A 20,210-nucleotide genomic window follows, 5' to 3' on the forward strand; every position below is an offset into this window, starting at 1 on the left:
GCCCCGGCCCGCAGAAGCCGTGCGGTCACGGCCTGAGGCGGCGCGCCCATCCAGGCCCAGCCTCACCGGAGCGCCCGGCTGCACGCCGTCGCACTTCGTGGTCGGCCCTCGTGGCCGCACCCCTGATCACTTGGAAAGCCCCATGCCCATCAGCACCACGCCGAAGACCGCGAAGGCCTCTTCGGACGGTCCAGGCGGCAACAGCCGTCTGGGCCTGGCCCTCTTCGTCATCGCCGCCGCCCAGCTGATGGTCGTGCTCGACAGCACGATCATGAACATCGCACTGCCCAACATCCAGTCCGACCTGGACGTCTCCTCCTCCAGCCTGGCCTGGACGGTCAACGCCTACGCACTCGCGTTCGGCGGGTTGCTCCTCCTCGGCGGCCGGGTAGGCGATCTGTTCGGACGCCGCCGAGTGTTCCGGACAGGCATCGCCGCCTTCACCCTCGCCTCCCTTCTGGGCGGCCTGGCCCCGAACGAGGGCCTCCTGATCGCGGCACGAGTCATTCAGGGCGTCAGCGCCGCGATCGCCGCGCCTGCGGCACTCTCGCTGGTAGCGACCACCTTCCCCGAAGGGAAGCCGCGCAACACCGCGATGGGTGTGTACGCGGGCATGGCCGGCATCGGCTCCACCGTGGGCCTGCTCCTGGGAGGCGTACTCACCTCCTACCTGGACTGGCGCTGGGTGTTCTTCATCAACATCCCCATAGGACTCGCGGTCCTCGCCGGTACCCGCGTACTCAGCGACGGCGACCGGCACCGCGGCCGCCTCGACGTTCCCGGCGCCATCACCGGCACCGCCGGTCTGGTCGCCCTCGTCTACGCGATCGTCCGGGGTGGCGAGAGCGGCTGGACGGACGCGCTGACCATCGGCTCGGGCACTGCCGCTGCCGTACTGCTCGCGGCGTTCGTCGCGATCCAGGCGCGCACCTCGAACCCGATGATGCCGCTGCGCCTGTGGAAGGACCGGAACCGGGCGGGCAGCTACACCACGATGCTCTTTGTCGGCGCGGGCATGTTCGCCACCTTCTACTTCCTGACCCTGTACATGCAGCAGATCCTCGGCTACAGCCCGATCAAGACCGGCCTCGCCTACCTGCCCTTCAGCCTCGGCATGGCCATGGCGGCAGGCGTCAGCTCCAAACTCGTCGCGAGGTTCGCCCCGCGCACGGTGATCGCACCGGGACTCGTCATCGCCACGGGTGGCATGGTCTGGATGCACATGCTGACCCCCACGTCGGGCTTCGCCACCGCCCTCATGCCCGCGATGTTCATCACCGCGTTCGGGCTGGGTGTCACCTTCGTCCCGCTGACTCTCGGCGCGGTGAGTGGCGTCACCGACCAGGACACCGGCATCAGCTCCGCCCTCCTGAACGCGGCTCAGCAGATCGGCGGAGCCCTCGGCCTCGCCGTCCTCACCACCATTTCGACCAACGCGGCCGACGCCAGACTTCCCCGAGCGGCCGAGTCCTTCTACAACGCCCTGGCCACCCGCGAACTCGGACTGGTACACAAGGCGGGAGCAGCCCTCACGCACGGATACACCACCGCGTTCCTCGTGGCCGCCGCTCTCTTCGTCGGAGGCCTGGTGATCACCCTGATCACGATCAACGCGAGGAAGCAGCAAACCGACGGGACCGGTCCAGTCACTCCGGACACATCCATGGACGCGGTTGAAGCAGTCCGACAGCCGGAACGCACGGGTGTGGGTGGTTTCTAGGATCACGAGCGGGGTGGGGCTGGAGTCGCGGTGGCTGTCGCGCCTCTACCTGACGGAGGAGGACGCTGGTTCGATTCCGGCCGGTCCCACCCCGCCCCACCCCATCCTGATGTGAGGTTCTGAGTTCTCTGCGTCGGGCCGGCTCGCGGTGTGGGTGCAGCGGAGACGGCCGGCTGTCGACGGAACCGACGATCAGCTCGGCTGGTCCCCGGTGTACCGGTAGATGTCGCCTGCGCTGTTGATGTGCCATACGGTGCCGTCGGCGCCGGCGGCGATGTCGGTGGCGGTACCGGGGATCTTGATCCACGGGTTGGTGCCGCTGGCGTCGTTGTTGGTGTAGCGGTAGATGCTGCCCGCCGGGTCGACGCCCCATACGTTGGTCCGGGAGCCCACCGCGATCCGCTTGAGGCTGCCGGGGACGTCCGCCCACGGGTCCGAGGGGTCCTGGTCGCCGGTGTACCGGTAGATGCGGTTGCCACTGTTGACGCCCCACACGGTGCCGTCCGCCGCGGCCCCGATGTCGCTCAACGATCCGGGGATCTTGATCCACGGGTTCGCGTCGTGGTTCGTGTACCGGTAGATACCCCCGGCGGAGTCGACGCCCCACACGTTCGTCCGGGAGCCCGCGTCGATGCGGACCAGGCTCCCGTTGATGCCCACCCAGTTCGTCGTGGACTGGTCCCCGGTGTACCGGTAGATCTGATTTCCCGCGTTGACACCCCACACGGTGCCGTCCGACGCGGCACCGATGTCACTCAACGATCCCGGGATGTTGATCCACGGACTGCCGTCGTAGTTGGTGTACCGGTAGATGGCGTTCGCCGCGTTCACCCCCCACACCGTCGTCCTCGACCCCGCCGAAATCGCCGTGAGGCTTCCCGCGACCTTCACCCAGTCCGCCATGGCGCAATCACCCTTCCTCGAACCGATACCGGATGCCATCCTCAGCGATGCGACGAACTGATGAGACGGGCGAACTCCTGCCCGAATCCCAAACGAGCCAGCAGATCAACGTTTCGTTTCCCGACGCCCCGCCGGCGGAGGCCGACAGGGGACGGGCCGGGCTCATTTCGGCTGGAAGCCCTGTCCCACCCAAGGGGGATGGACACGCATCCCGGCCCAGGCGTCAGTCGGTCAACAGCCTGTGTCAGTGCCCTGCGGCAGGATGACCGCCATGGAGACTCAGATACTGGTAGATGTCTGGCAGCGGATTCTCGTCGACCCTCGCAAGTCCTGGGTGCTCTTCGAGCAGGGCACTTGTGTCGTCCTGACCGCTCCCAGTGGAGAGCTTGCTGAGCAGGCCACAGAGATCCTGAAGCAGTTCGGCCAGGTGCATGCCGGATCTCCGGCAGGGGACTTCGGGGTGATCGACCTCGTGGACGCCGAGGGATGGGTCGTCACCGGGCACCACAACGACGTCCTCACCTATGTCGGCCCTGATGAACTTCAAGACCGGTCAGAGATCGCCGTCGGACTGTTCGGACGCTCCAAGCGCCACCAGGACGGCACCGAACTCCACGTCGTCCACGTCGCGGACAAGCGAGGCCCAGCGGACTCGGCATGAGTACCCGCGCTTCACCATCAGCAGTCCGCCGGGGGCGTATCGACTCCGGCGACCGCCCCTGAGGCTCCCCCTGCCGCACAGCGCCCCGCTCGCCGGCCGGGCATCCGGCGGCGACAGACGTGGGCCCGGAACACCTGAGGTGTTCCGGGCCCACGGACGTACGGGAACCCGCACGGAGACTCGTACGGGAACGCGTTCCGGATTCCTTACCGGAACCCGTACGGGAGTTGAGAGCGCGTCAGCTCGCGTCGGACGACGACGCGGACTGGCCCTGGGCGGGCTGGTCCGACTGGTCGGCCTGGCCGGCGCCGGCGCGTTCGCGCATCTTGCGCAGCAGTTCCTGCTTCTTCTCCTCGGCCGTCTTGCGGTCGGCATTGCGTGCGGGGCCCGCGCCCTGCTGTTCGGCGCGGGACAGCTTCTTGCGCTGCCCGCCGACGCCGAGGAGGTTGTTGCGGCTCTTGGCCACGGCGTTCTCCCATCATGGTGAGAAGTCAGGAATGAACTGATCTGAATCGATCCGGTGAGCGGCGGGAGGTCGTGCCCGCCGCGCTCTCACTCGTAGATCTGGAAGAACGACGACATGAGGGAACCGTACCTCGGCCGAACGGTGACCAGCACCCGCTTTCCCGCCGCACGGGGGTGTCCGGGCAGGCCGCCGATTGGCCCGGCGGACCGTTTGACCTGGTGGGGAGCGTTCAGACCGTCGGATCGACCGTCGCCTGATGCTCCTCCGCCAGGTGCTCCTCGGCCTTCAGCCAGGGCAGGAACTGCGCTCCTCTGCGCCATCCGCAGGTGCCGCAGATCAGCTGCCGCTGCATCCCCGACTTGCTGACCTGGACAGTGTGTTCACGGCCGTGCTGGTCCCATCTGCTGACCCTGCTCGTGGTCATGGACGGCATGCGTGCCTCCTGGGGGGGGGGAGCGTGGGCCCCAGTGTGCAACGAAGCCCCCGGCTCCGTACACGGAACCGGGGGCTTCGCCGATGTCGCACGCGTGCGCCCGGATGCCGGGCGCGAAACGGGTGTCAGCAGCCGAGCAGGCGGGCGCCCAGGTAGGACTGGATCTGGTCCAGGGAGACGCGCTCCTGCTGCATGGTGTCGCGCTCACGCACGGTCACCGCGTTGTCGTCGAGGGTGTCGAAGTCGACGGTGACGCAGAACGGCGTACCGATCTCGTCCTGGCGACGGTAGCGGCGGCCGATGGCGCCCGCGTCGTCGAACTCGATGTTCCAGTTCTTGCGCAGGTCGGTGGCGAGACCCTTGGCCTTCGGCGAGAGCTGCGGGTTGCGGGACAGCGGCAGGACGGCGACCTTGACCGGGGCCAGGCGCGGGTCGAGACGCATTACGGTGCGCTTCTCCATGACGCCCTTGGCGTTGGGCGCCTCGTCCTCGATGTAGGCGTCCAGGAGGAAGGCCAGCATCGCGCGGCCGACACCGGCCGCCGGCTCGATGACGTAGGGGGTCCAGCGCTCGCCGGCCTCCTGGTCGAAGTACGACAGGTCCGTGCCCGAGGCCTTGGAGTGCGCCTTGAGGTCGTAGTCCGTGCGGTTGGCGACGCCTTCCAGCTCGCCCCACTCGCTGCCGCCGAAGCGGAAGCGGTACTCGATGTCAGCGGTGCGCTTGGAGTAGTGGGAGAGCTTCTCCGCCGGGTGCTCGAACCAGCGCATGTTCTCCGGGCGCATGCCCAGGTCCGTGTACCAGTTCCAGCGCTGCTCCATCCAGTATTCCTGCCACTCCTCGTCCTCGCCCGGCTTGACGAAGAACTCCATCTCCATCTGCTCGAACTCACGGGTGCGGAAGATGAAGTTGCCCGGAGTGATCTCGTTCCGGAAGGACTTGCCCATCTGCGCGATGCCGAACGGCGGCTTCTTGCGCGAGGTCTGCTGGACCTGGCCGAAGTTGGTGAAGATGCCCTGCGCGGTCTCGGGACGCAGGTAGGCGACGGAGCCGGAGTCCTGGGTCGGGCCGAGGTGCGTGGAGAGCAGACCCGAGAACTGCTTGGGCTCGGTGAACGTGCCCTTGTTGCCGCAGTTGGGGCAGTTGAGGTCGGCCAGGCCGTTGACGGGGGGCTTGCCGTGCTTCTCCTCGTACGCCTCTTCCAGGTGGTCGGCCCGGTAGCGCTTGTGGCAGGAGGTGCACTCGGTGAGCGGGTCCGAGAAGGTGGCGACGTGGCCGGAGGCGACCCAGACCTCGGGGGCCAGGATGACCGACGAGTCGAGACCGACCACGTCCTCGCGCGAGGTGACCATGTAACGCCACCACTGGCGCTTGAGGTTCTCCTTCATCTCCACGCCCAGCGGCCCGTAGTCCCAGGCGGCCTTCTGACCGCCGTAGATCTCACTGCAGGGGTAGACGAAGCCACGGCGCTTGCTCAGGCTGACGATGGTGTCGATCTTGTCGGCGGCCACGGTGCTCTCTTCATTACGACGGTGAAATTGGACAGGGGCGGCGCGGAGCGCCTCGATGGGGGTGGTGCTCGTGTATCGGGCGCGGGCGAATGCCCAAGATTACCGGCGGGCGCACCCCCCGGATCAAATCGGTGGGGGGTCCAGCGATCTTCCGGCACTGTTCCGGTCATCTCATCAGCCTTGTTGACAATCGTTTCCACTTTTGTTGAAAATGACTGTCATGAACGTACGCCGCCTCATACCCACCGCCACCGTCGCCGGCGCAGTCACCCTCGGCCTGACTGCCCTCTCGGCCTGCTCCGCCTCCGATGCCGCGGACGGGAGCAACGGCGGCAAGCTGAAAGTGACGGCGTCGTTCTATCCGATGCAGTTCCTGGCCGAGCGGATCGGCGGCGAGCACGTCGCCGTCACCAGCCTGACCAAGCCCGGGGTCGAGCCGCACGACCTGGAGCTCACCCCCCGCCAGATCGGCTCCATCAGCGACTCCGACTACGTCCTCTACCTCAAGGGCATCCAGCCCGCCGTGGACGACGCGATCAAGCAGTCCGGTGTGAAGAACACCGTCGACGCCGCGACGCTCACCACGCTGGAGAACCACGGAGCCCAGGTCAGCGGCCATGACCACGAGGGCGAGGAGGAGCACGGGCACGAGGGCGAGGAAGCCCACGGGGAGCACGAAGAGGGCGACGGGCACAACCACGGCGAGGAGGGCGGCGCCGATCCGCACATCTGGCTGGACCCGGTGAAGTACGCCGAGGTCGCCAAGGGGGTCGGGAAGTCCCTCCAGAAGGCCGACCCCGACCACGCCGCGGACTACGCCCGGAACACGACCGCCCTGGTCGACGAGCTGGGCGCGCTGAACACGGCGTTCGAGACGGGCCTGAAGAACACCGCCACCAGGACCTTCATCACCACCCACTCCGCCTTCGGCTATCTCGCCGAGCGCTACGGGCTCACCCAGGAGGGCATCGCCGGCGTCGACCCCGAGGCCGAGCCGAGCCCCGCCCGGATCCAGGAGATCCACACCGTCGCGGAGAAGAGCGGGGCCACCACCGTCTTCTTCGAGACGCTCGCCAGCGACAAGACCGCCAGGACCCTCGCGAAGGACACCGGGCTGAAGACCGGCGTCCTGGACCCGCTGGAGGGAATCACCGGCAAGTCCAAGGGCGCTGACTACACCGAGGTCATGGAGTCCAATCTGGCGGCGCTCCAGAAGGCACTCGGCGCGAAGTGACAGACGTCACACCCGCCGTACGCGCTTCATCCGCCCCACCCGCCCTGTCCACCGCACCCGCACTGTCCACCACATCCGCTTCATCCGCCCTATTCACCGCATCCGCTTCATCCGTCCCATCCATCCCGTCGACAGCCGCATCGGAGGCGCTCATGCCGGAGCCCGGGAGTACCGCAAAAGAAGCCGTGATCAGCCTGCGCGGCGCCACGGCCACCCTCGGCGCGCGCCCCGTGCTGCGCGGGGTCGACCTGACCGTCCACCGCGGTGAGGTCGTCGCCCTGCTCGGCGCCAACGGTTCCGGCAAGTCCACCGCCGTACGCTCCGTGATCGGCCAGGTCCCGCTCACCGGCGGCACCGTCGAACTGTTCGGCACCGAGCTGCGCCGCTTCCGCCAGTGGGGCCGAGTCGGCTACGTACCGCAGCGCACCACCGCGGCGGGCGGCGTCCCGGCCACGATCCGCGAGGTCGTGGCCTCCGGGCGGCTGTCCCGTACGAAGCTGCGGCTGCCCGGCAGGGCGGACCGGGCGGCCGTCGACCGGGCCATCGAGCTCGTCGGGCTCACCGACCGCGCCAAGGACTCCGTGAGCGCCCTGTCCGGCGGCCAGCACCAGCGGGTCCTGATCGCCCGTGCCCTCGCCTCCGAGCCGGAGCTGCTGATCATGGACGAGCCGATGGCCGGGGTCGACCTGGCCAGCCAGGAGATCCTCGCCTCGACCCTGCGCGCGCAGGTCGCCGCCGGCACCTCCGTCCTGCTCGTCCTGCACGAGCTCGGCCCGCTGGAGCCCCTGATCGACCGGGCGATCGTGCTGCGCGACGGCTGTGTGACGCACGACGGGCCGCCCCCCGAGGCCCTGGGCCAGCACGCGCTGCCCGGCCACGACCACGTACACCCCCACGCGGCTTCCGAGCCCGTCCGGACGGGACTGCTGAGCTGATCATGCTGGAATTCCTGAACCCTCCCTTCATGCAGCGGGCCCTGATCGCCGCCGTCCTGGTCGGCATCACCGCCCCCGCCATCGGTATCTTCCTGGTCCAGCGCCGCCAGGCCCTGATGGGCGACGGCATCGGCCATATCGCGATGACCGGGGTCGGCCTCGGCTTCCTGCTCTCCACCAGCCCCGTCTGGATGGCCACGGCCGTCGCCGTGGCCGGCGCGGTCGTCATGGAGCTGATCCGCTGGTACGGACACACCCGCGGCGACATCGCCCTGGCCATGCTCTTCTACGGCGGCATGGCGGGCGGCGTGATGCTGATCAACATGTCCGACACCGGCTCCAACGCGAACCTGATGTCGTATCTCTTCGGCTCCCTCTCCACGGTCTCCGAATCGGACGTCACCGCGATCTGCGTGCTGGCCGCCTTCGTGATGCTGGTGACGGTGGGGCTGCGCAGGCAGCTGTTCGCCGTCAGCCAGGACGAGGAGTTCGCCCGGGTCACCGGGCTGCCGGTGCGCGCGCTGAACCTGTTGGTCGCGGTCACGGCCGCGGTCACCGTCACCGTCGCGATGCGGGTCGTCGGCCTGCTGCTGGTCAGCGCCCTGATGGTGGTGCCGGTCGCGGCGGCGCAGCAGATCTCGAAGTCGTTCAAGGTGACGTTCGTGCTGGCCGTCGTCATCGGCACGGTGGTGACCCTGGCGGGAACGGTGACGACCTACTACCAGGACGTGCCTCCCGGCGCCACGATCGTGCTGATGGCCATCGCCGCGTTCATCCTGCTGACCGCGCTCGCCACACCGCTCGCGAAACGGCGTGCCCGCGCGAGCACCGCGGACGAGGACGGGTGCACCCTGGAAGTACCGGCCGCCCGACCGGCCACGGACGACGTGCCGGTCTGACCGTGTCAGCGGGCCGGACTGGCACAATGACCCGACGACACATGTACGGGCGACACGAGGAGGCACCAGTGGCCACGGCGCCGATCAGTGGCACGAACGCAGCCCCGGTACGCGGCCGGTCCACCCGGCAGCGCGCAGCCGTCGCGGCGGCGCTCGACGGGGTGGACGAGTTCCGCAGCGCACAGGAGCTGCACGATGTACTCAAACACCGCGGCGACTCGGTGGGGCTGACCACGGTCTACCGCACCCTGCAGTCCCTCGCCGACGCGGGCGAGGTCGATGTGCTCCGCACGACGGAGGGCGAGTCGGTGTACCGGCGGTGCTCCACCGGCGAACACCACCACCATCTGGTGTGCCGGGTCTGCGGCAAGGCCGTCGAGGTCGAAGGACCCGCGGTGGAGCAGTGGGCCGAGACGATCGCCTCCCAGCACGGGTATGTGAACGTCGCACACACCGTGGAGATCTTCGGGACCTGCGCGGAGTGCGCGCGGGCGAAGGCGTAACGAGCCGACGAGGGGCGGGTCCGGGGTGCACCACACCCCGGACCCGCCCCTTTCTGTCACTTCCGGCCTGTCACTTCCGGCCCGTCACTTCCCGTCCGTCACCTGTGAGGTGTCACTTCTGGGGCGTCGCCTCTTCCGCCCCGCCGAAGCGGCGGTCCCGCTGCGCGTACTCCAGGCAGGCGCGCCACAGGTCCCGGCGGTCGAAGTCCGGCCACAGGACGTCCTGGAAGACCATCTCGGCGTACGCGCTCTGCCAGATCAGGTAGTTGGACGTGCGCTGCTCGCCACTGGGGCGTACGAAGAGGTCCACGTCCGGCATGTCCGGGTAGTAGAGGTACTTCCCGAACGTCTTCTCGTTGACCTTCGACGGGTCGAGCTTCCCCGCCGCCACGTCCTCGGCGATGCGCTGCGCGGCGTCGGCGATCTCGGCGCGGCCGCCGTAGTTGACGCAGAAGTAGAGCGTCATCCTGTCGTTGCCCTCGGTCTGCTCCTGGGCGACCTGGAGTTCCTGGACCACGGACTTCCACAGCTTCGGCATCCGGCCCACCCAGCGGATGCGGATGCCCAGTTCGTCCATCTCGTCGCGGCGCCGGCGGATCACGTCCCGGTTGAAGTTCATCAGGAACTTCACCTCGTCCGGCGAGCGCTTCCAGTTCTCGGTGGAGAAGGCGTACAGCGAGAGGTTCTTGACGCCCATCTCGATACAGCCCTTGAGAACGTCCATGACGACGCCCTCACCGACCTTGTGGCCCTCCGTGCGCGGGAGACCGCGCTCCTTGGCCCAGCGGCCGTTACCGTCCATCACGACGGCGACGTGCTTGGGCACCAGTTCGCCGGGGATCTTCGGAGGCGTCGCGCCGGAGGGGTGCGGCTCGGGGGTCTTGTAGGTGCGCCGGTTACGGCCGCCGAGGATCCCGCGTACTGCCATGAGCTTCTCAGTCTCCCTGTGTCACTTCTCTACGTACCGCAGCGAGCGCAGTCCGCGCTCCAGATGCCAGTGCAGATAGGCGGACACCAGCCCGCTCCCCTCCCTGACATGCCGCGCCTCGCACGCGTCCGCCGTCTCCCAGTCACCGGTGAGCAGCGCACTCAGCAGTACGAGGGCCTCCGCCGAGGGTACGACGCTCCCGGGCACCCGGCAGTCGCCGCATATGACGCCGCCCGCCGCGACGGAGAAGAACCGGTTCGGTCCGGGCATTCCGCACTTCGCACAGTCCTCGAAGCTGGGGGCGTAGCCGTTGACCGCGAGGGAGCGCAGCAGGAACGCGTCGAGGATGAGGTGGGGTGCGTGTTCGCCCCGCGCCAGGGTGCGCAGCCCGCCGACGAGCAGCAGGTACTGCTGGACCGCGGGCTCGCCCTCGTGGTCGGTGAACCGCTCGGCGGTCTCCAGCATGGCGGTGCCCGCGGTGTAGCGGGCGTAGTCGGCGACGATGCCGCCACCGTACGGAGCGATCGTCTCGCTCTGGGTGCACAGCGGCAGGCCGCGGCCGATCAGTTCGCTGCCGCGGGCGAAGAACTGGACGTCCACATGGGAGAAGGGTTCCAGGCGGGCGCCGAACTTGGACTTGGTGCGGCGCACCCCGCGGGCGACGGCGCGGACCCGGCCGTGGCCGCGGGTCAGGATCGTGATGATCCGGTCGGCCTCGCCCAGTTTCTGTGTGCGCAGCACGACGCCGTCGTCCCGGAACAAGCTCATGGCCCCATTGTCGCCCACCCCGGAGGCGCGGCGGGCGGGCGGCGGCCACGAGGGGGCGCGGACGGCCCTGCGCGGGCGTACGGGCGGGGCTACGAAGGCGTACGGGGGCCTCGGGCCCCGGCTACGCACGCGGGCGTACGGGCCCGGCTACGAAGGCGTGCGGGCGGCGGCCGCGAGGAGGCGGGCGGTGTCGTCGGCGCAGAGCTGGAGCGCGCTGCCGACCGTGGTCAGCACCTCACGCTCCGCCGGGCTGTACGGGCCGTCGGCCAGCGCGATCCTGGCGCCCTGGAGCAGCACCGATTCCCGCCCGGCGGTGGCCAGGTGCGGCGCGAGGGGGCCCAGGACCTCGTGCAGCTCGATGGCGAGGGTGGCACCGCAGGCCTCGGCCGCGGGGTCGGCGCCGGGGCCGTGCCCGGTGTCGGCGGCGAGCACCTCGACGATGGTGAAGAGCTGTTCCTGGGTGCAGTCGTCCAGTCCGGCCTCACGCACCGTGGCGACCGCGGTGTCCAGGACCGTACGGGAGGTGGTGCCGCCGGCCGCGAGGACGCCCAGCGTGACCGTGTGCACGGCCTCGCGGAGCATCGCGGAGAACCGGGTGGTGGTGGGGTGGTCGAGGCTGTCTGTGGCGAAGTGCTCCCGGCAGACGGTGCATTCGACGACGGGGCCCGCGCTGCCGCGCCGCAGCAGCGGCACACCGAGCACGGTGAAGCGCCGACGCCCGGTCAGACGACGGTAGTTGCGGTCGCCTCCGCAGCCGGGGCAGAAGAACTCGCCGTCGCCGACGGCCTCCCAGGCGGTGCGGATGCCGTAGATGAACGGCCTCAGAGCGCGTTGTCCTTTGGCTGACCGCACGTCGCACACCTCCGTAACGCTCCGGCAACATTGCCGTGTGTTGGACGTGATGTTAGCCACATGCGTGATGTGGCGTCAGCCTCCCGGAGGTCACAACCCCCGGATATGGCCGAACCCCGCCCACCCTGGTCGGGTGGACGGGGTTCGCGGACCATACCGTTACGGGATCAAAGCGGACTCCCGTACGGGGGGACGGAGACGGCGTCAGCGGGCCGCGCGGTTGACCGCGGAGACGACCGCCTTGAGCGAGGTGCGCGTGGTGTTGGCGTCGATGCCGATGCCCCACAGCACCTTGCCGTCGATCGCGCACTCGATGTACGAGGCCGCCTGGGCGCTGGCACCCTCGCTCATCGTGTGCTCGGTGTAGTCCAGGAGCCGGGCGTCGATACCGATGGCCTGCAGCGCTTCGAAGAACGCGGAGATCGGGCCGTTGCCGGTTCCGGTGAGCACGGTGTCCGCGCCGTCGACGGTGGCCTCGACGGTCAGCGTGTCCTTGCCGTCGGTGTCGGTCACGGTCTGACCGGAGCGGATCTGTACGCGGCCCCAGGCGTTCCGCGGGTTCGGCAGGTACTCGTCCTGGAACGTGGACCAGATCTGGGCCGGGGTGACCTCGCCGCCCTCGGCGTCGGTCTTGGCCTGAATGATCCGGGAGAACTCGATCTGCATCCGGCGCGGCAGGTCCAGCTTGTGGTCGTTCTTCAGGACGTAGGCGATTCCGCCCTTGCCGGACTGCGAGTTGACCCGGATGACGGCCTCGTAGGAGCGGCCGACGTCCTTCGGGTCGATCGGCAGGTACGGCACCGCCCACTGGATGTCGTCCACGCTCCTGCCCTGGGCGGCCGCGTCGGCCTCCATGGCGTCGAAGCCCTTCTTGATGGCGTCCTGGTGGGAGCCGGAGAAGGCGGTGTAGACCAGGTCGCCCGCGTAGGGGTGGCGCGGGTGGACCTCCATCTGGTTGCAGTACTCGCTGGTGCGGCGGATCTCGTCGATCTGCGAGAAGTCGATCTGCGGGTCGACGCCCTGCGAGAACAGGTTCATGCCCAGCGTGACCAGGTCGACGTTGCCGGTGCGCTCGCCCTGTCCGAACAGGCAGCCCTCGATCCGGTCCGCGCCGGCCATGATGGCCAGCTCGGCGGCGGCGACGGCGGTGCCGCGGTCGTTGTGCGGGTGGACCGACAGACAGACGAACTCGCGGCGGGACAGGTTGCGCGACATCCATTCGAACCGGTCCGCGTGCGTGGACGGCGTCGAACGCTCCACGGTGGCGGGCAGGTTCAGGATGATCTCGCGGCCCTCCTCGGGCTGCCAGACGTCACAGACGGCCTCGCAGACCTCCAGGGCGAAGTCCAGCTCGGTGTCGGTGAAGATCTCCGGGCTGTACTGGTAGCCGAAGATCGTCTCCGGGCCCAGGATCTTCTCGGCGTACTCCATGACCAGCCGGGTGCCGTCCACGGCGATCTGCTTGACCTGCTCCTTGGAGCCGCGGAAGACCACGCGCCGGAAGGTGGGGGCGGTGGCGTTGTACAGATGGACGGTGGCCCGGCGCGCGCCGACCAGCGACTCCACCGTGCGCTCGATGAGCTCCTCGCGGGCCTGGGTCAGAACGGAGATCGTCACGTCCTCGGGGATCGCGCCCTCTTCGATGATGGAGCGGACGAACGCGAAGTCGGTCTCGCCGGAGGACGGGAAGCCGACCTCGATCTCCTTGTAGCCCATGCTCACGAGCAGGTCGAACATCTCGCGCTTGCGGGCCGGGGACATCGGGTCGATCAGCGCCTGGTTGCCGTCGCGCAGATCGGTGGACAGCCAGCGGGGCGCCACGGTGATCCGGCTGTCGGGCCAGGTGCGGTCGGGGATGTCCACGGCGTCGTAACCGGCGTACTTGTGGACCGGCATCCCGGACGGCTTCTGCAGCTGCGTCGCGTTGGTGACGGGCGTGGGGCGGCCGACGGAATTACCGGAATCGGCGTCACCGGAGATGTTCGTGGCGGTCATGGCGTAGGGCTCCTCGGGGTCCGGCAAGGGGAACGGCCGACTGTGTCGCTGCAGCACCAGACTCCGCGGGGAGGGGGTCGGCCTACGACTACAGGCCCTCGCCGCGGCAGCTAAGGAGAAGCAGCCCGAAACGCATGATGCGACGAGAGTAACCGAGTGACACCCGGGGCGTCGGCCCGTATCAGTATGCGGGACCGGGCATCCATGACGGGTAAACAGTGACTCATCACTCCATTTCGTCAATCACCGTCGCAACCAGTGACAGGGCGATCACGAAGTGCCACAGTGGTTGTCCATGCAGCCCCGAACCGACGACGGGTTCCGCCCCGTCTTCTGCACCATCGTGCCGCCCCACCTCCTCGACAAGCTGTCGCAGTCCGATGACCCGCTTCTCGCCGATCCGGCCCGCCGCACCCTGGAGGCCGACGGATCCCGGCGCACCCGGCGCCGGATGGCCGCGCTGGCCGCCGCCCCCGTCTCCCCGCCCACCGCGGGAGCCGTGCCCACCAAGCCCGACCGCACCGTGTACGACTGCCGCCACGGCACGAACCTGCCGGGCCGCCGGGTCCGCGCCGAGGGCGGGGAGCCCACTCGGGACGCCAGCGTCAACCGCGCGTACGCCGGTCTGGGTGCCACGTTCGAGCTGCTGCTCACCGCGTACGGGCGCAGCTCGATCGACGGCAAGGGACTGCCGCTGATCGGCTCCGTGCACTACGACGAGAAGTACAACAACGCGTTCTTCGACGGCGAGCAGATGGTCTTCGGGGACGGCGACGGCGAGATCTTCCTGGACTTCACCGTCGCCATCGACGTGATCGCCCATGAGCTGGCGCACGGTCTGACGCAGTACACGGCCAATCTGACGTACGAGGGCCAGGCCGGCGCGCTCAACGAGTCGGTCTCCGACGTGTTCGGCTCGCTGGTCAAGCAGTACTCCCTGGGCCAGACCGCCGAGCAGGGCGACTGGCTGATCGGCGCCGGGCTGCTCGCGCCCCGGGTCAGCGGGGTGGCACTGCGCTCGATGAAGGCCCCGGGCACGGCGTACGACGACGATGTGCTCGGCAAGGACCCGCAGCCCGCCTCGATGGACGACTACATCGAGACGGACGAGGACAACGGCGGGGTGCACCTCAACTCCGGTATCCCCAACCGTGCCTTCTACCTGCTGGCCACCGCGCTCGGCGGCAACGCCTGGGAGCGGGCCGGCCAGATCTGGTTCGACGTGCTGACCGGCGGTGAGCTGTCGGCCGGCGCGGACTTCGCGGAATTCGCCCGGCTGACCGTGGCGGCGACGACCGAACGCTTCGGGGAGGGCGACGAGCACGAGGCGGTTCTCAAGGCCTGGTCGGAAGTCGGCGTGCCGACCGCTTGAGTCCCTCCCCCCGCCCCGGCTAGACAGGACCCATGGACCCGATGCGCATCCAGGTGAGCCGGACCGGTGGATTCGCCGGCATCGCACGGCACCGTGAGGTCGAGACCACGGGGCGGCCGGACGCGGCCGAGTGGGAGGCCCTGGCCGAGGCGGCACTCGCGGGCGGCCGGGACAGCCCGCCGGCCGGAGTGCCGGACGGATTCCGGTACCGCATCACGATCGGTGACCGGACCGTGTACTGCGCTGACCCCGATCTGACCGGGGCGCAGCGCACGCTGATCTCACGCATCCTCAAGGAGGGTGCGTGAGATCGGCCCTCCGCTGACAGCGGCATGCCCGCCGGGGCCTTCCCCGGCGGACCTTCCCCGGCCGGGTTCCGACCCCGCCGGGGCCTTTCCCCTCCAGGGCCTTTCCCCTCCGGGCCTTCCCCCCACGGGACCTTTCCCCGCCGGGGTCAGAACCCCAGCTTGCGCAGCTGCTTGGGGTCGCGCTGCCAGTCCTTGGCGACCTTCACATGCAGGTCCAGGAAGACCGGCGTACCGAGCAGCGCCTCGATGTGCTTGCGCGACTTGGTGCCGACTTCCTTCAGCCGCTTGCCCTTCGGGCCGATGATGATGCCCTTCTGGCTGGGGCGCTCGATATAGACGTTCGCGTGGATGTCCAGCAGCGGCTTGTCCGCCGGACGGTCCTCGCGCGGCAGCATCTCCTCGACGACGACCGCGATGGAGTGCGGCAGCTCGTCGCGTACGCCCTCCAGCGCGGCCTCCCGGATCAGTTCCGCGACCATGACCATCTCGGGCTCGTCGGTGAGGTCGCCCTCCGGGTAGAGCGGGGGGCTCTCCGGCAGGAGCGGGGCGATCAGGTCGGCGAGCAGGCTGACCTGCTGGTCCTTTACCGCCGAGACCGGGACGATCTCCGCCCACTCGAAGCCGAGCTCCTCACCGAGGCGGGAGACGGCGAGCAGCTGCTCGGCGAGCGCCTTGGAGTCGACCAGGTCGGTCTTGGTGATGATCGCGATCTTCGGGGTCTTCTTGATGCCCGCGAGTTCCTTGACGATGAACTTGTCGCCGGGGCCGAGCTTCTGGTCGGCGGGCAGGCAGAACCCGATGACGTCGACCTCCGCCCAGGTGGTCCGCACGACGTCGTTCAGCCGCTCGCCGAGCAGGGTGCGCGGCTTGTGGAGGCCGGGGGTGTCGACCAGGATCAGCTGCGCGTCGTCGCGGTGCACGATGCCGCGCACCGTGTGCCGCGTGGTCTGGGGACGGTTGGAGGTGATCGCCACCTTCTGACCGACGAGAGCGTTCGTGAGGGTGGACTTGCCCGCGTTGGGGCGGCCCACGAAGCAGGCGAAGCCGGCCCGGTGGGGGGCGTTGTTCTCCGCGTGCTGCGCAGCAGCTTCTGGGTTCGGTCGAGCGCTCATGGCGACCATTCTCCCCGATCCCGGCGGCCCCGCCGCACAGCGGTCCGCGGCGGGGCTTGTCGCGGACGCCTCAGGAGGTACGCGCACGGCTCCGGCGGGCCCGTGTCCACAGCCCCGTACCGGCCGCGGCGATCACGCCCAGAGCCGCCACGACCAGCCAGGGAAGCGCGATGTACGAGGCGGTCGCGGACTCCCGCGTGTCCCGGGCGGTGGCGGTGAGGCGGACCTCACCCCATTCCAGCTGGGGCGCACCGGCCCAGGTCTCCGTCAGCCGCACCTGCTGGCGGGGCAGCAGTTCCGAGGGGATCCGCTTCAGGTCGCGGGCGAGCAGGGTGCGGCCGAAGAGGCCCTCGGCCCTGAGGGCGACCCGGGGGTCGAGGGTGACGTTGCCGCGGTTGCGCAGGGTGTACGAGATGACGGCGCGGCTCTTCCCGGTGCCGGGGACCAGTGGCCGGCTGTGCTCGATGCGGACGTCGTCGACGGAGAGCGCGGGCATGGTGGGCCCGTTGACCCGCAGATGGATCCGGGCGCCGACGGCCTGGCGGATGCCGACGGCGACGGAGCCGTCCCCGGCGGGGTCGACGCGTTCGTCGAGGGCGACGAGGGCGCCCGGGTGGTCGCCGGGTTCGGCGTCCTCGGGGACGGTGATGGTGACCGGGAGGGTGACCGAGCCGCGCGCCTTCACGGTGACCCGGTCACGGTCGGTCTTCGTCCAGGCGCCGATGGAGCGCTGCTTCTCGTTCTGCGCGCGGACCGCGAAGCCGCCGTCGCGGGCGGTGTTGTACGCGTCGGCCGCGTACAGCCGGAAGGTCAGCGGCCGGTCGGTCTTGTTGGCGACCGTGACCCGGTCGGTGAGCGTGGCGCCGGGGTCGGCGGAGAGGTAGAAGTACGGCCGCACGGCGGAACGGGAGGCGGCCGGGTAGACGGACCAGCTGCCGTTGTCGGCGGCGTGGGCGCCGGGCACGGCGGCCGGCGGCAGGGCGACCGCGACAGCGACCGCCAGGAGCAGCACGGTGAGCCCGCGGGCGGGAAGCGTGCGTACGGAGAGCTTGCGCACAGGGCGGAACCCCCAGGGTGGTGGTGGCTGCGGTGGGTCGCGGATGGTGGTGGGCGGGCCGGGTGCGTTCCCGGACCGCCCACCGGTGGATCGGTGCCCCGTCCTCAGGTGAGGGTGAGCGTCAGCACTCCGGAGTACGCGCCGGTGGCGGTGTACGCCGGTACGTTCAGCGCGAGCCGCGCGTCGACGGTGAACTCGCCTCCGGTGGAGGCCCCGTCCGGGGTGGACGCCAGCGTGGCGCCCGCGCCGCCGACCGTGCCCGCGGAACCGGCCGCGCAGGTGCTCGGGCTGCCCGGTTTCGTCGCGCAGACCGGGGTCCAGCTCAGCGCGCCGGCGCCGATGCTCGCGCCGCCGGGGCCCCGGAAGTCGGTGACCCTGCCGGTGAGGGACCAGCCCGCGGGGCCGCCGCGGTAGTCCTCGACCGTCACCGTCCGCAGGGAGCCGCGGGAGGCGCCGCCCCGGCCGAAGTCGACCGCCGACATCTCGACGGCGTCCCCGTCCTGGACCATGGAGAGCGTGCCCGCCCGCACGGACGCGGTGAGCCGCTGGCTGCCGCCGGGAGTCCCGCCGCCGCCGTCCGTGGCGGTGATCGTCAGTGCGACGGGGGCGGGCGGATCGGTCACCGTGCAGGGGGTGTCCAGCTCCATGATGTAGCTGGTGTGGATGTTGTAGTCGCCGGGCGACAACGTGATCTCACCGGGAGCGGTGACCAGGAACGTGCCCGTCATCGAGAACGACGGAAACGCTCCCTTGCCGGGAACGGGGTCGTTCTTCTTCGGGCCGGCGACGCTGACCTCGGCGGACTGCGCACCGGCGACGGTGACCTTCCCGCTCGGCGTCATGATGTCGGCGGGCAGCGCGAGATCGACGGGGTTGCTCGCGGCGGGCTCGGCCACGGTGTACGTCACCGTGACGGTGTCGCCCACCTCCGGCGCCGCGTTGTCGACGGTGATCCGCGCGGTGGTCGTGCCGTCGATGGCCGGGATTCCGGCGATGGGCGGCGGAATGCAGTGGGTGGGGAAGTCCACCGCCGCGGAGGCCGTCGCGGCGGCCAGCGCCGGGCTGCCGAGCGCCCCCGTCCCGGCGACGACGAGTGCGGTGACGCCCAGCGCGGCGGCCCAGCGGCGCCGTGGGGCGGGGGATCTTCGCCTGATTGCTCGTACGAACACGGGTGCCCTCCTGCGGGATACGGCGCAGCGGCTCTTCCGCGCCGGCAGGGGGCCATTGACGGGCCCGGCCGAAAAGAAGTCAATGGAGACGAATCGCACCGACTGATGGCCCATCAGATGCTGGCATGATCCCGTGACTCTGCCCGGCATCCGGCGGCGCGGGCGCACATCCCGCGCGTGGGCACGTCCTCGCGCGTGGGCTCACCCCCGCGCGTCGGCACCCGCGCACCGCTCCCCCGCGGGGTCAGCCCGCCGTCACCCTGACCCGTACGGTGCCGTCGGGTCCGGCGAGCAGCACCGGGGTGTCCGGCCCGCCCAGGTCCCGTACGGCCGCCCGGTCCGCGTCCGACGGGGTCTCGGCGGCGGAGACGACCGCCGCGGCCTCCAGGGAGGTGGCGCCGCTGGCCACGGCCATCGCGACGGCGGTCTGCAGGGCGCTCAGCTTCAGCGACTCCAGCGCCACCGTGCCCGCGACATACGTACGCCCCGTCTCGTCCCGTACGGCCGCGCCCTCCGGCACACCGTTGCGGGCGCGGGCGCTGCGTGCCAGCGCGACGATCTTGCGGTCCTCGGGGCCGAGGTCGGTGGTCTCAGTCATGGCATGAGCATACGAAGGGTGCGGACCCGGGCCCGGCGACGGGGTGTCCTCATCCCGGGACCGGGTACATCGAGCCGCGCCGGCCCTCCGGCGAGGCCAGCCACTGGAGCTTGCGCTCCGTGCCGGTGTCCGGCAGCGGGGTGTGCAGCACGATCGCCAGGTCGGGGCGGGCCGGCACCCTCGGCTGGGTGGACTCCACGGCCAGCACGCCGACCATCGGGTGCACCAGTTCCTTGCGGATCTGGCCGCCCGGGGCGATGTCGCGCCGCTCCCACAGCTCGGTGAACTCGGCGCTCGCCGCCTTCGCCTCGTCGACGACGGCCCGGAACCCCTCGTCGTCCGGGCACTCCGAGCAGGCCGCCCGGAACTGCGCCACGACCTGCGGGGCGAGCGCGGCCCAGCCGGTCGCGGCCCGGGAGCGGTAGACCGGATCGGTGAAGAAGGCGATCAGGCAGTTCTGCACGATGCCGGGACGCATGCCCAGCACGGCCGCGGCCGCGTCGTTGTACAGGACGGTGTTCCAGTAGCGGTCCATGATGTGGGCCGGGAAGGGCATCCAGGCGTCGATCAGCCGGACCAGCCCCTCGCACATGTCCGCGTGGGCGGGATCGACCTCGGCCGGAGGCGGGTTCAGCCCGGCCAGCCCGTAGAGATGGCGGCGCTCGGCGCTGCTGTGGCGGGCGCGGGCGGTACGGGCGCGCACGCCGCCAAGTCGCCCGGCCGCCTCATCGCCGGACGGGCCCGGTCCGTGGCTCTTTCGCACCACGGGCCGGGCCCGTCCACCGCGCG

21 protein-coding genes and 1 pseudogene are annotated in these 20,210 nt (G+C 70.0%); 9 read left to right on the forward strand and 13 right to left on the reverse strand.

Annotated elements, in window-relative coordinates; translation table 11 throughout:
* Positions 1 to 142 precede the first annotated feature (142 nt).
* On the forward strand, positions 143 to 1,720 hold the full coding sequence (locus OHA98_RS31340) for an MFS transporter (RefSeq protein ID WP_266930506.1): 1,578 nt from the start codon (positions 143 to 145) through the stop codon (positions 1,718 to 1,720).
* 192 nt (positions 1,721 to 1,912) lie between these two features.
* Here OHA98_RS31340 and OHA98_RS31345 read toward each other — a convergent pair whose 3' ends face one another.
* Complete coding sequence (locus OHA98_RS31345) at positions 1,913 to 2,584, reverse strand: tectonin domain-containing protein (protein ID WP_266930996.1); 672 nt, start codon at positions 2,582 to 2,584, stop codon at positions 1,913 to 1,915.
* On the opposite strand from OHA98_RS31345, the gene OHA98_RS31350 reads away from it, so the two are divergent.
* Both OHA98_RS31350 and OHA98_RS31355 read left to right on the forward strand, forming a co-directional pair.
* Complete coding sequence (locus OHA98_RS31350) at positions 2,532 to 2,684, forward strand: hypothetical protein (protein WP_266931020.1); 153 nt, start codon at positions 2,532 to 2,534, stop codon at positions 2,682 to 2,684. The genes OHA98_RS31345 and OHA98_RS31350 overlap by 53 nt on opposite strands.
* Before the next feature lie 210 nt (positions 2,685 to 2,894).
* Positions 2,895 to 3,284 carry a hypothetical protein gene (locus OHA98_RS31355; RefSeq protein ID WP_266930508.1) on the forward strand — a complete coding sequence of 130 codons (390 nt, stop codon included), beginning with the start codon at positions 2,895 to 2,897 and terminating at the stop codon, positions 3,282 to 3,284.
* A 238-nt stretch (positions 3,285 to 3,522) separates the two neighbouring features.
* Here OHA98_RS31355 and OHA98_RS31360 read toward each other — a convergent pair whose 3' ends face one another.
* The 3 genes from OHA98_RS31360 to OHA98_RS31370 all read right to left on the reverse strand — a co-directional run bounded on the left by OHA98_RS31360 (position 3,523) and on the right by OHA98_RS31370 (position 5,691).
* Complete coding sequence (locus OHA98_RS31360) at positions 3,523 to 3,750, reverse strand: DUF6243 family protein (RefSeq protein ID WP_266930510.1); 228 nt, start codon at positions 3,748 to 3,750, stop codon at positions 3,523 to 3,525.
* A gap of 229 nt (positions 3,751 to 3,979) precedes the next feature.
* Entirely contained in the window at positions 3,980 to 4,183 is a 204-nt protein-coding gene (locus OHA98_RS31365) for a hypothetical protein (RefSeq protein ID WP_266930512.1), read from the reverse strand.
* Between the two features lie 125 nt (positions 4,184 to 4,308).
* Positions 4,309 to 5,691, reverse strand: coding sequence for a glycine--tRNA ligase (locus OHA98_RS31370; RefSeq protein WP_266930514.1), 1,383 nt, complete (start codon positions 5,689 to 5,691; stop codon positions 4,309 to 4,311).
* 220 nt (positions 5,692 to 5,911) lie between these two features.
* Here OHA98_RS31370 and OHA98_RS31375 point away from each other — a divergent pair, with 220 nt between their 5' ends.
* The 4 genes from OHA98_RS31375 (at position 5,912) to OHA98_RS31390 (ending at position 9,262) form a co-directional block, all read left to right on the forward strand.
* Positions 5,912 to 6,925, forward strand: coding sequence for a metal ABC transporter substrate-binding protein (locus OHA98_RS31375; RefSeq protein ID WP_266930516.1), 1,014 nt, complete (start codon positions 5,912 to 5,914; stop codon positions 6,923 to 6,925).
* A 152-nt stretch (positions 6,926 to 7,077) separates the two neighbouring features.
* Positions 7,078 to 7,860 carry a metal ABC transporter ATP-binding protein gene (locus tag OHA98_RS31380; RefSeq protein ID WP_266930518.1) on the forward strand — a complete coding sequence of 261 codons (783 nt, stop codon included), beginning with the start codon at positions 7,078 to 7,080 and terminating at the stop codon, positions 7,858 to 7,860.
* Positions 7,860 to 8,759, forward strand: coding sequence for a metal ABC transporter permease (locus tag OHA98_RS31385; RefSeq protein ID WP_266930998.1), 900 nt, complete (start codon positions 7,860 to 7,862; stop codon positions 8,757 to 8,759). The genes OHA98_RS31380 and OHA98_RS31385 overlap by 1 nt, the downstream gene beginning before the upstream one ends.
* A gap of 68 nt (positions 8,760 to 8,827) precedes the next feature.
* Positions 8,828 to 9,262 carry a transcriptional repressor gene (locus OHA98_RS31390; protein ID WP_323179655.1) on the forward strand — a complete coding sequence of 145 codons (435 nt, stop codon included), beginning with the start codon at positions 8,828 to 8,830 and terminating at the stop codon, positions 9,260 to 9,262.
* A gap of 112 nt (positions 9,263 to 9,374) precedes the next feature.
* Here OHA98_RS31390 and OHA98_RS31395 read toward each other — a convergent pair whose 3' ends face one another.
* From OHA98_RS31395 to leuA, 4 genes are all read right to left on the reverse strand, one after another.
* Positions 9,375 to 10,190: an isoprenyl transferase gene (locus tag OHA98_RS31395; protein ID WP_266930523.1), complete on the reverse strand. Its 816-nt coding sequence runs from the start codon at positions 10,188 to 10,190 to the stop codon at positions 9,375 to 9,377.
* A 21-nt stretch (positions 10,191 to 10,211) separates the two neighbouring features.
* The gene (gene recO / locus OHA98_RS31400; protein ID WP_266930524.1) at positions 10,212 to 10,958 is read right to left on the reverse strand and encodes a DNA repair protein RecO; all 747 of its coding nucleotides are present in this window, start codon (positions 10,956 to 10,958) and stop codon (positions 10,212 to 10,214) included.
* Between the two features lie 147 nt (positions 10,959 to 11,105).
* Positions 11,106 to 11,810 carry a TerB family tellurite resistance protein gene (locus OHA98_RS31405; protein ID WP_266930526.1) on the reverse strand — a complete coding sequence of 235 codons (705 nt, stop codon included), beginning with the start codon at positions 11,808 to 11,810 and terminating at the stop codon, positions 11,106 to 11,108.
* Between the two features lie 204 nt (positions 11,811 to 12,014).
* On the reverse strand, positions 12,015 to 13,805 hold the full coding sequence (gene leuA, locus OHA98_RS31410) for a 2-isopropylmalate synthase (protein WP_266930527.1): 1,791 nt from the start codon (positions 13,803 to 13,805) through the stop codon (positions 12,015 to 12,017).
* Positions 13,806 to 14,100: 295 nt separating this feature from the next.
* Here leuA and OHA98_RS31415 point away from each other — a divergent pair, with 295 nt between their 5' ends.
* Together OHA98_RS31415 and OHA98_RS31420 are read left to right on the forward strand one after the other, a co-directional pair.
* On the forward strand, positions 14,101 to 15,177 hold the full coding sequence (locus OHA98_RS31415) for a M4 family metallopeptidase (RefSeq protein ID WP_266930529.1): 1,077 nt from the start codon (positions 14,101 to 14,103) through the stop codon (positions 15,175 to 15,177).
* Between the two features lie 41 nt (positions 15,178 to 15,218).
* Positions 15,219 to 15,485, forward strand: coding sequence for a protealysin inhibitor emfourin (locus tag OHA98_RS31420; protein WP_266930999.1), 267 nt, complete (start codon positions 15,219 to 15,221; stop codon positions 15,483 to 15,485).
* A 146-nt stretch (positions 15,486 to 15,631) separates the two neighbouring features.
* Here OHA98_RS31420 and era read toward each other — a convergent pair whose 3' ends face one another.
* The 5 genes and pseudogenes from era to OHA98_RS31445 all read right to left on the reverse strand — a co-directional run.
* Positions 15,632 to 16,606 carry a GTPase Era gene (gene era / locus OHA98_RS31425; RefSeq protein ID WP_266930531.1) on the reverse strand — a complete coding sequence of 325 codons (975 nt, stop codon included), beginning with the start codon at positions 16,604 to 16,606 and terminating at the stop codon, positions 15,632 to 15,634.
* A gap of 61 nt (positions 16,607 to 16,667) precedes the next feature.
* Positions 16,668 to 17,654 (reverse strand): DUF916 domain-containing protein, encoded by a 987-nt coding sequence (locus tag OHA98_RS31430; RefSeq protein WP_266930533.1) that lies wholly within the window; start codon positions 17,652 to 17,654, stop codon positions 16,668 to 16,670.
* Between the two features lie 104 nt (positions 17,655 to 17,758).
* On the reverse strand, positions 17,759 to 18,823 hold the full coding sequence (locus OHA98_RS31435; protein WP_266930534.1) for a beta-xylosidase: 1,065 nt from the start codon (positions 18,821 to 18,823) through the stop codon (positions 17,759 to 17,761).
* Between the two features lie 244 nt (positions 18,824 to 19,067).
* Complete coding sequence (locus OHA98_RS31440; RefSeq protein WP_266930535.1) at positions 19,068 to 19,421, reverse strand: cytidine deaminase; 354 nt, start codon at positions 19,419 to 19,421, stop codon at positions 19,068 to 19,070.
* A 49-nt stretch (positions 19,422 to 19,470) separates the two neighbouring features.
* Positions 19,471 to 20,100 (reverse strand): annotated as a pseudogene (locus tag OHA98_RS31445) (XRE family transcriptional regulator); the annotation flags it as partial.
* Between the last annotated feature and the right edge of the window lie 110 nt (positions 20,101 to 20,210).

Origin of the sequence: Streptomyces sp. NBC_00654 (assembly GCF_026341775.1) — a bacterium.
Lineage (GTDB): Bacteria > Actinomycetota > Actinomycetes > Streptomycetales > Streptomycetaceae > Streptomyces.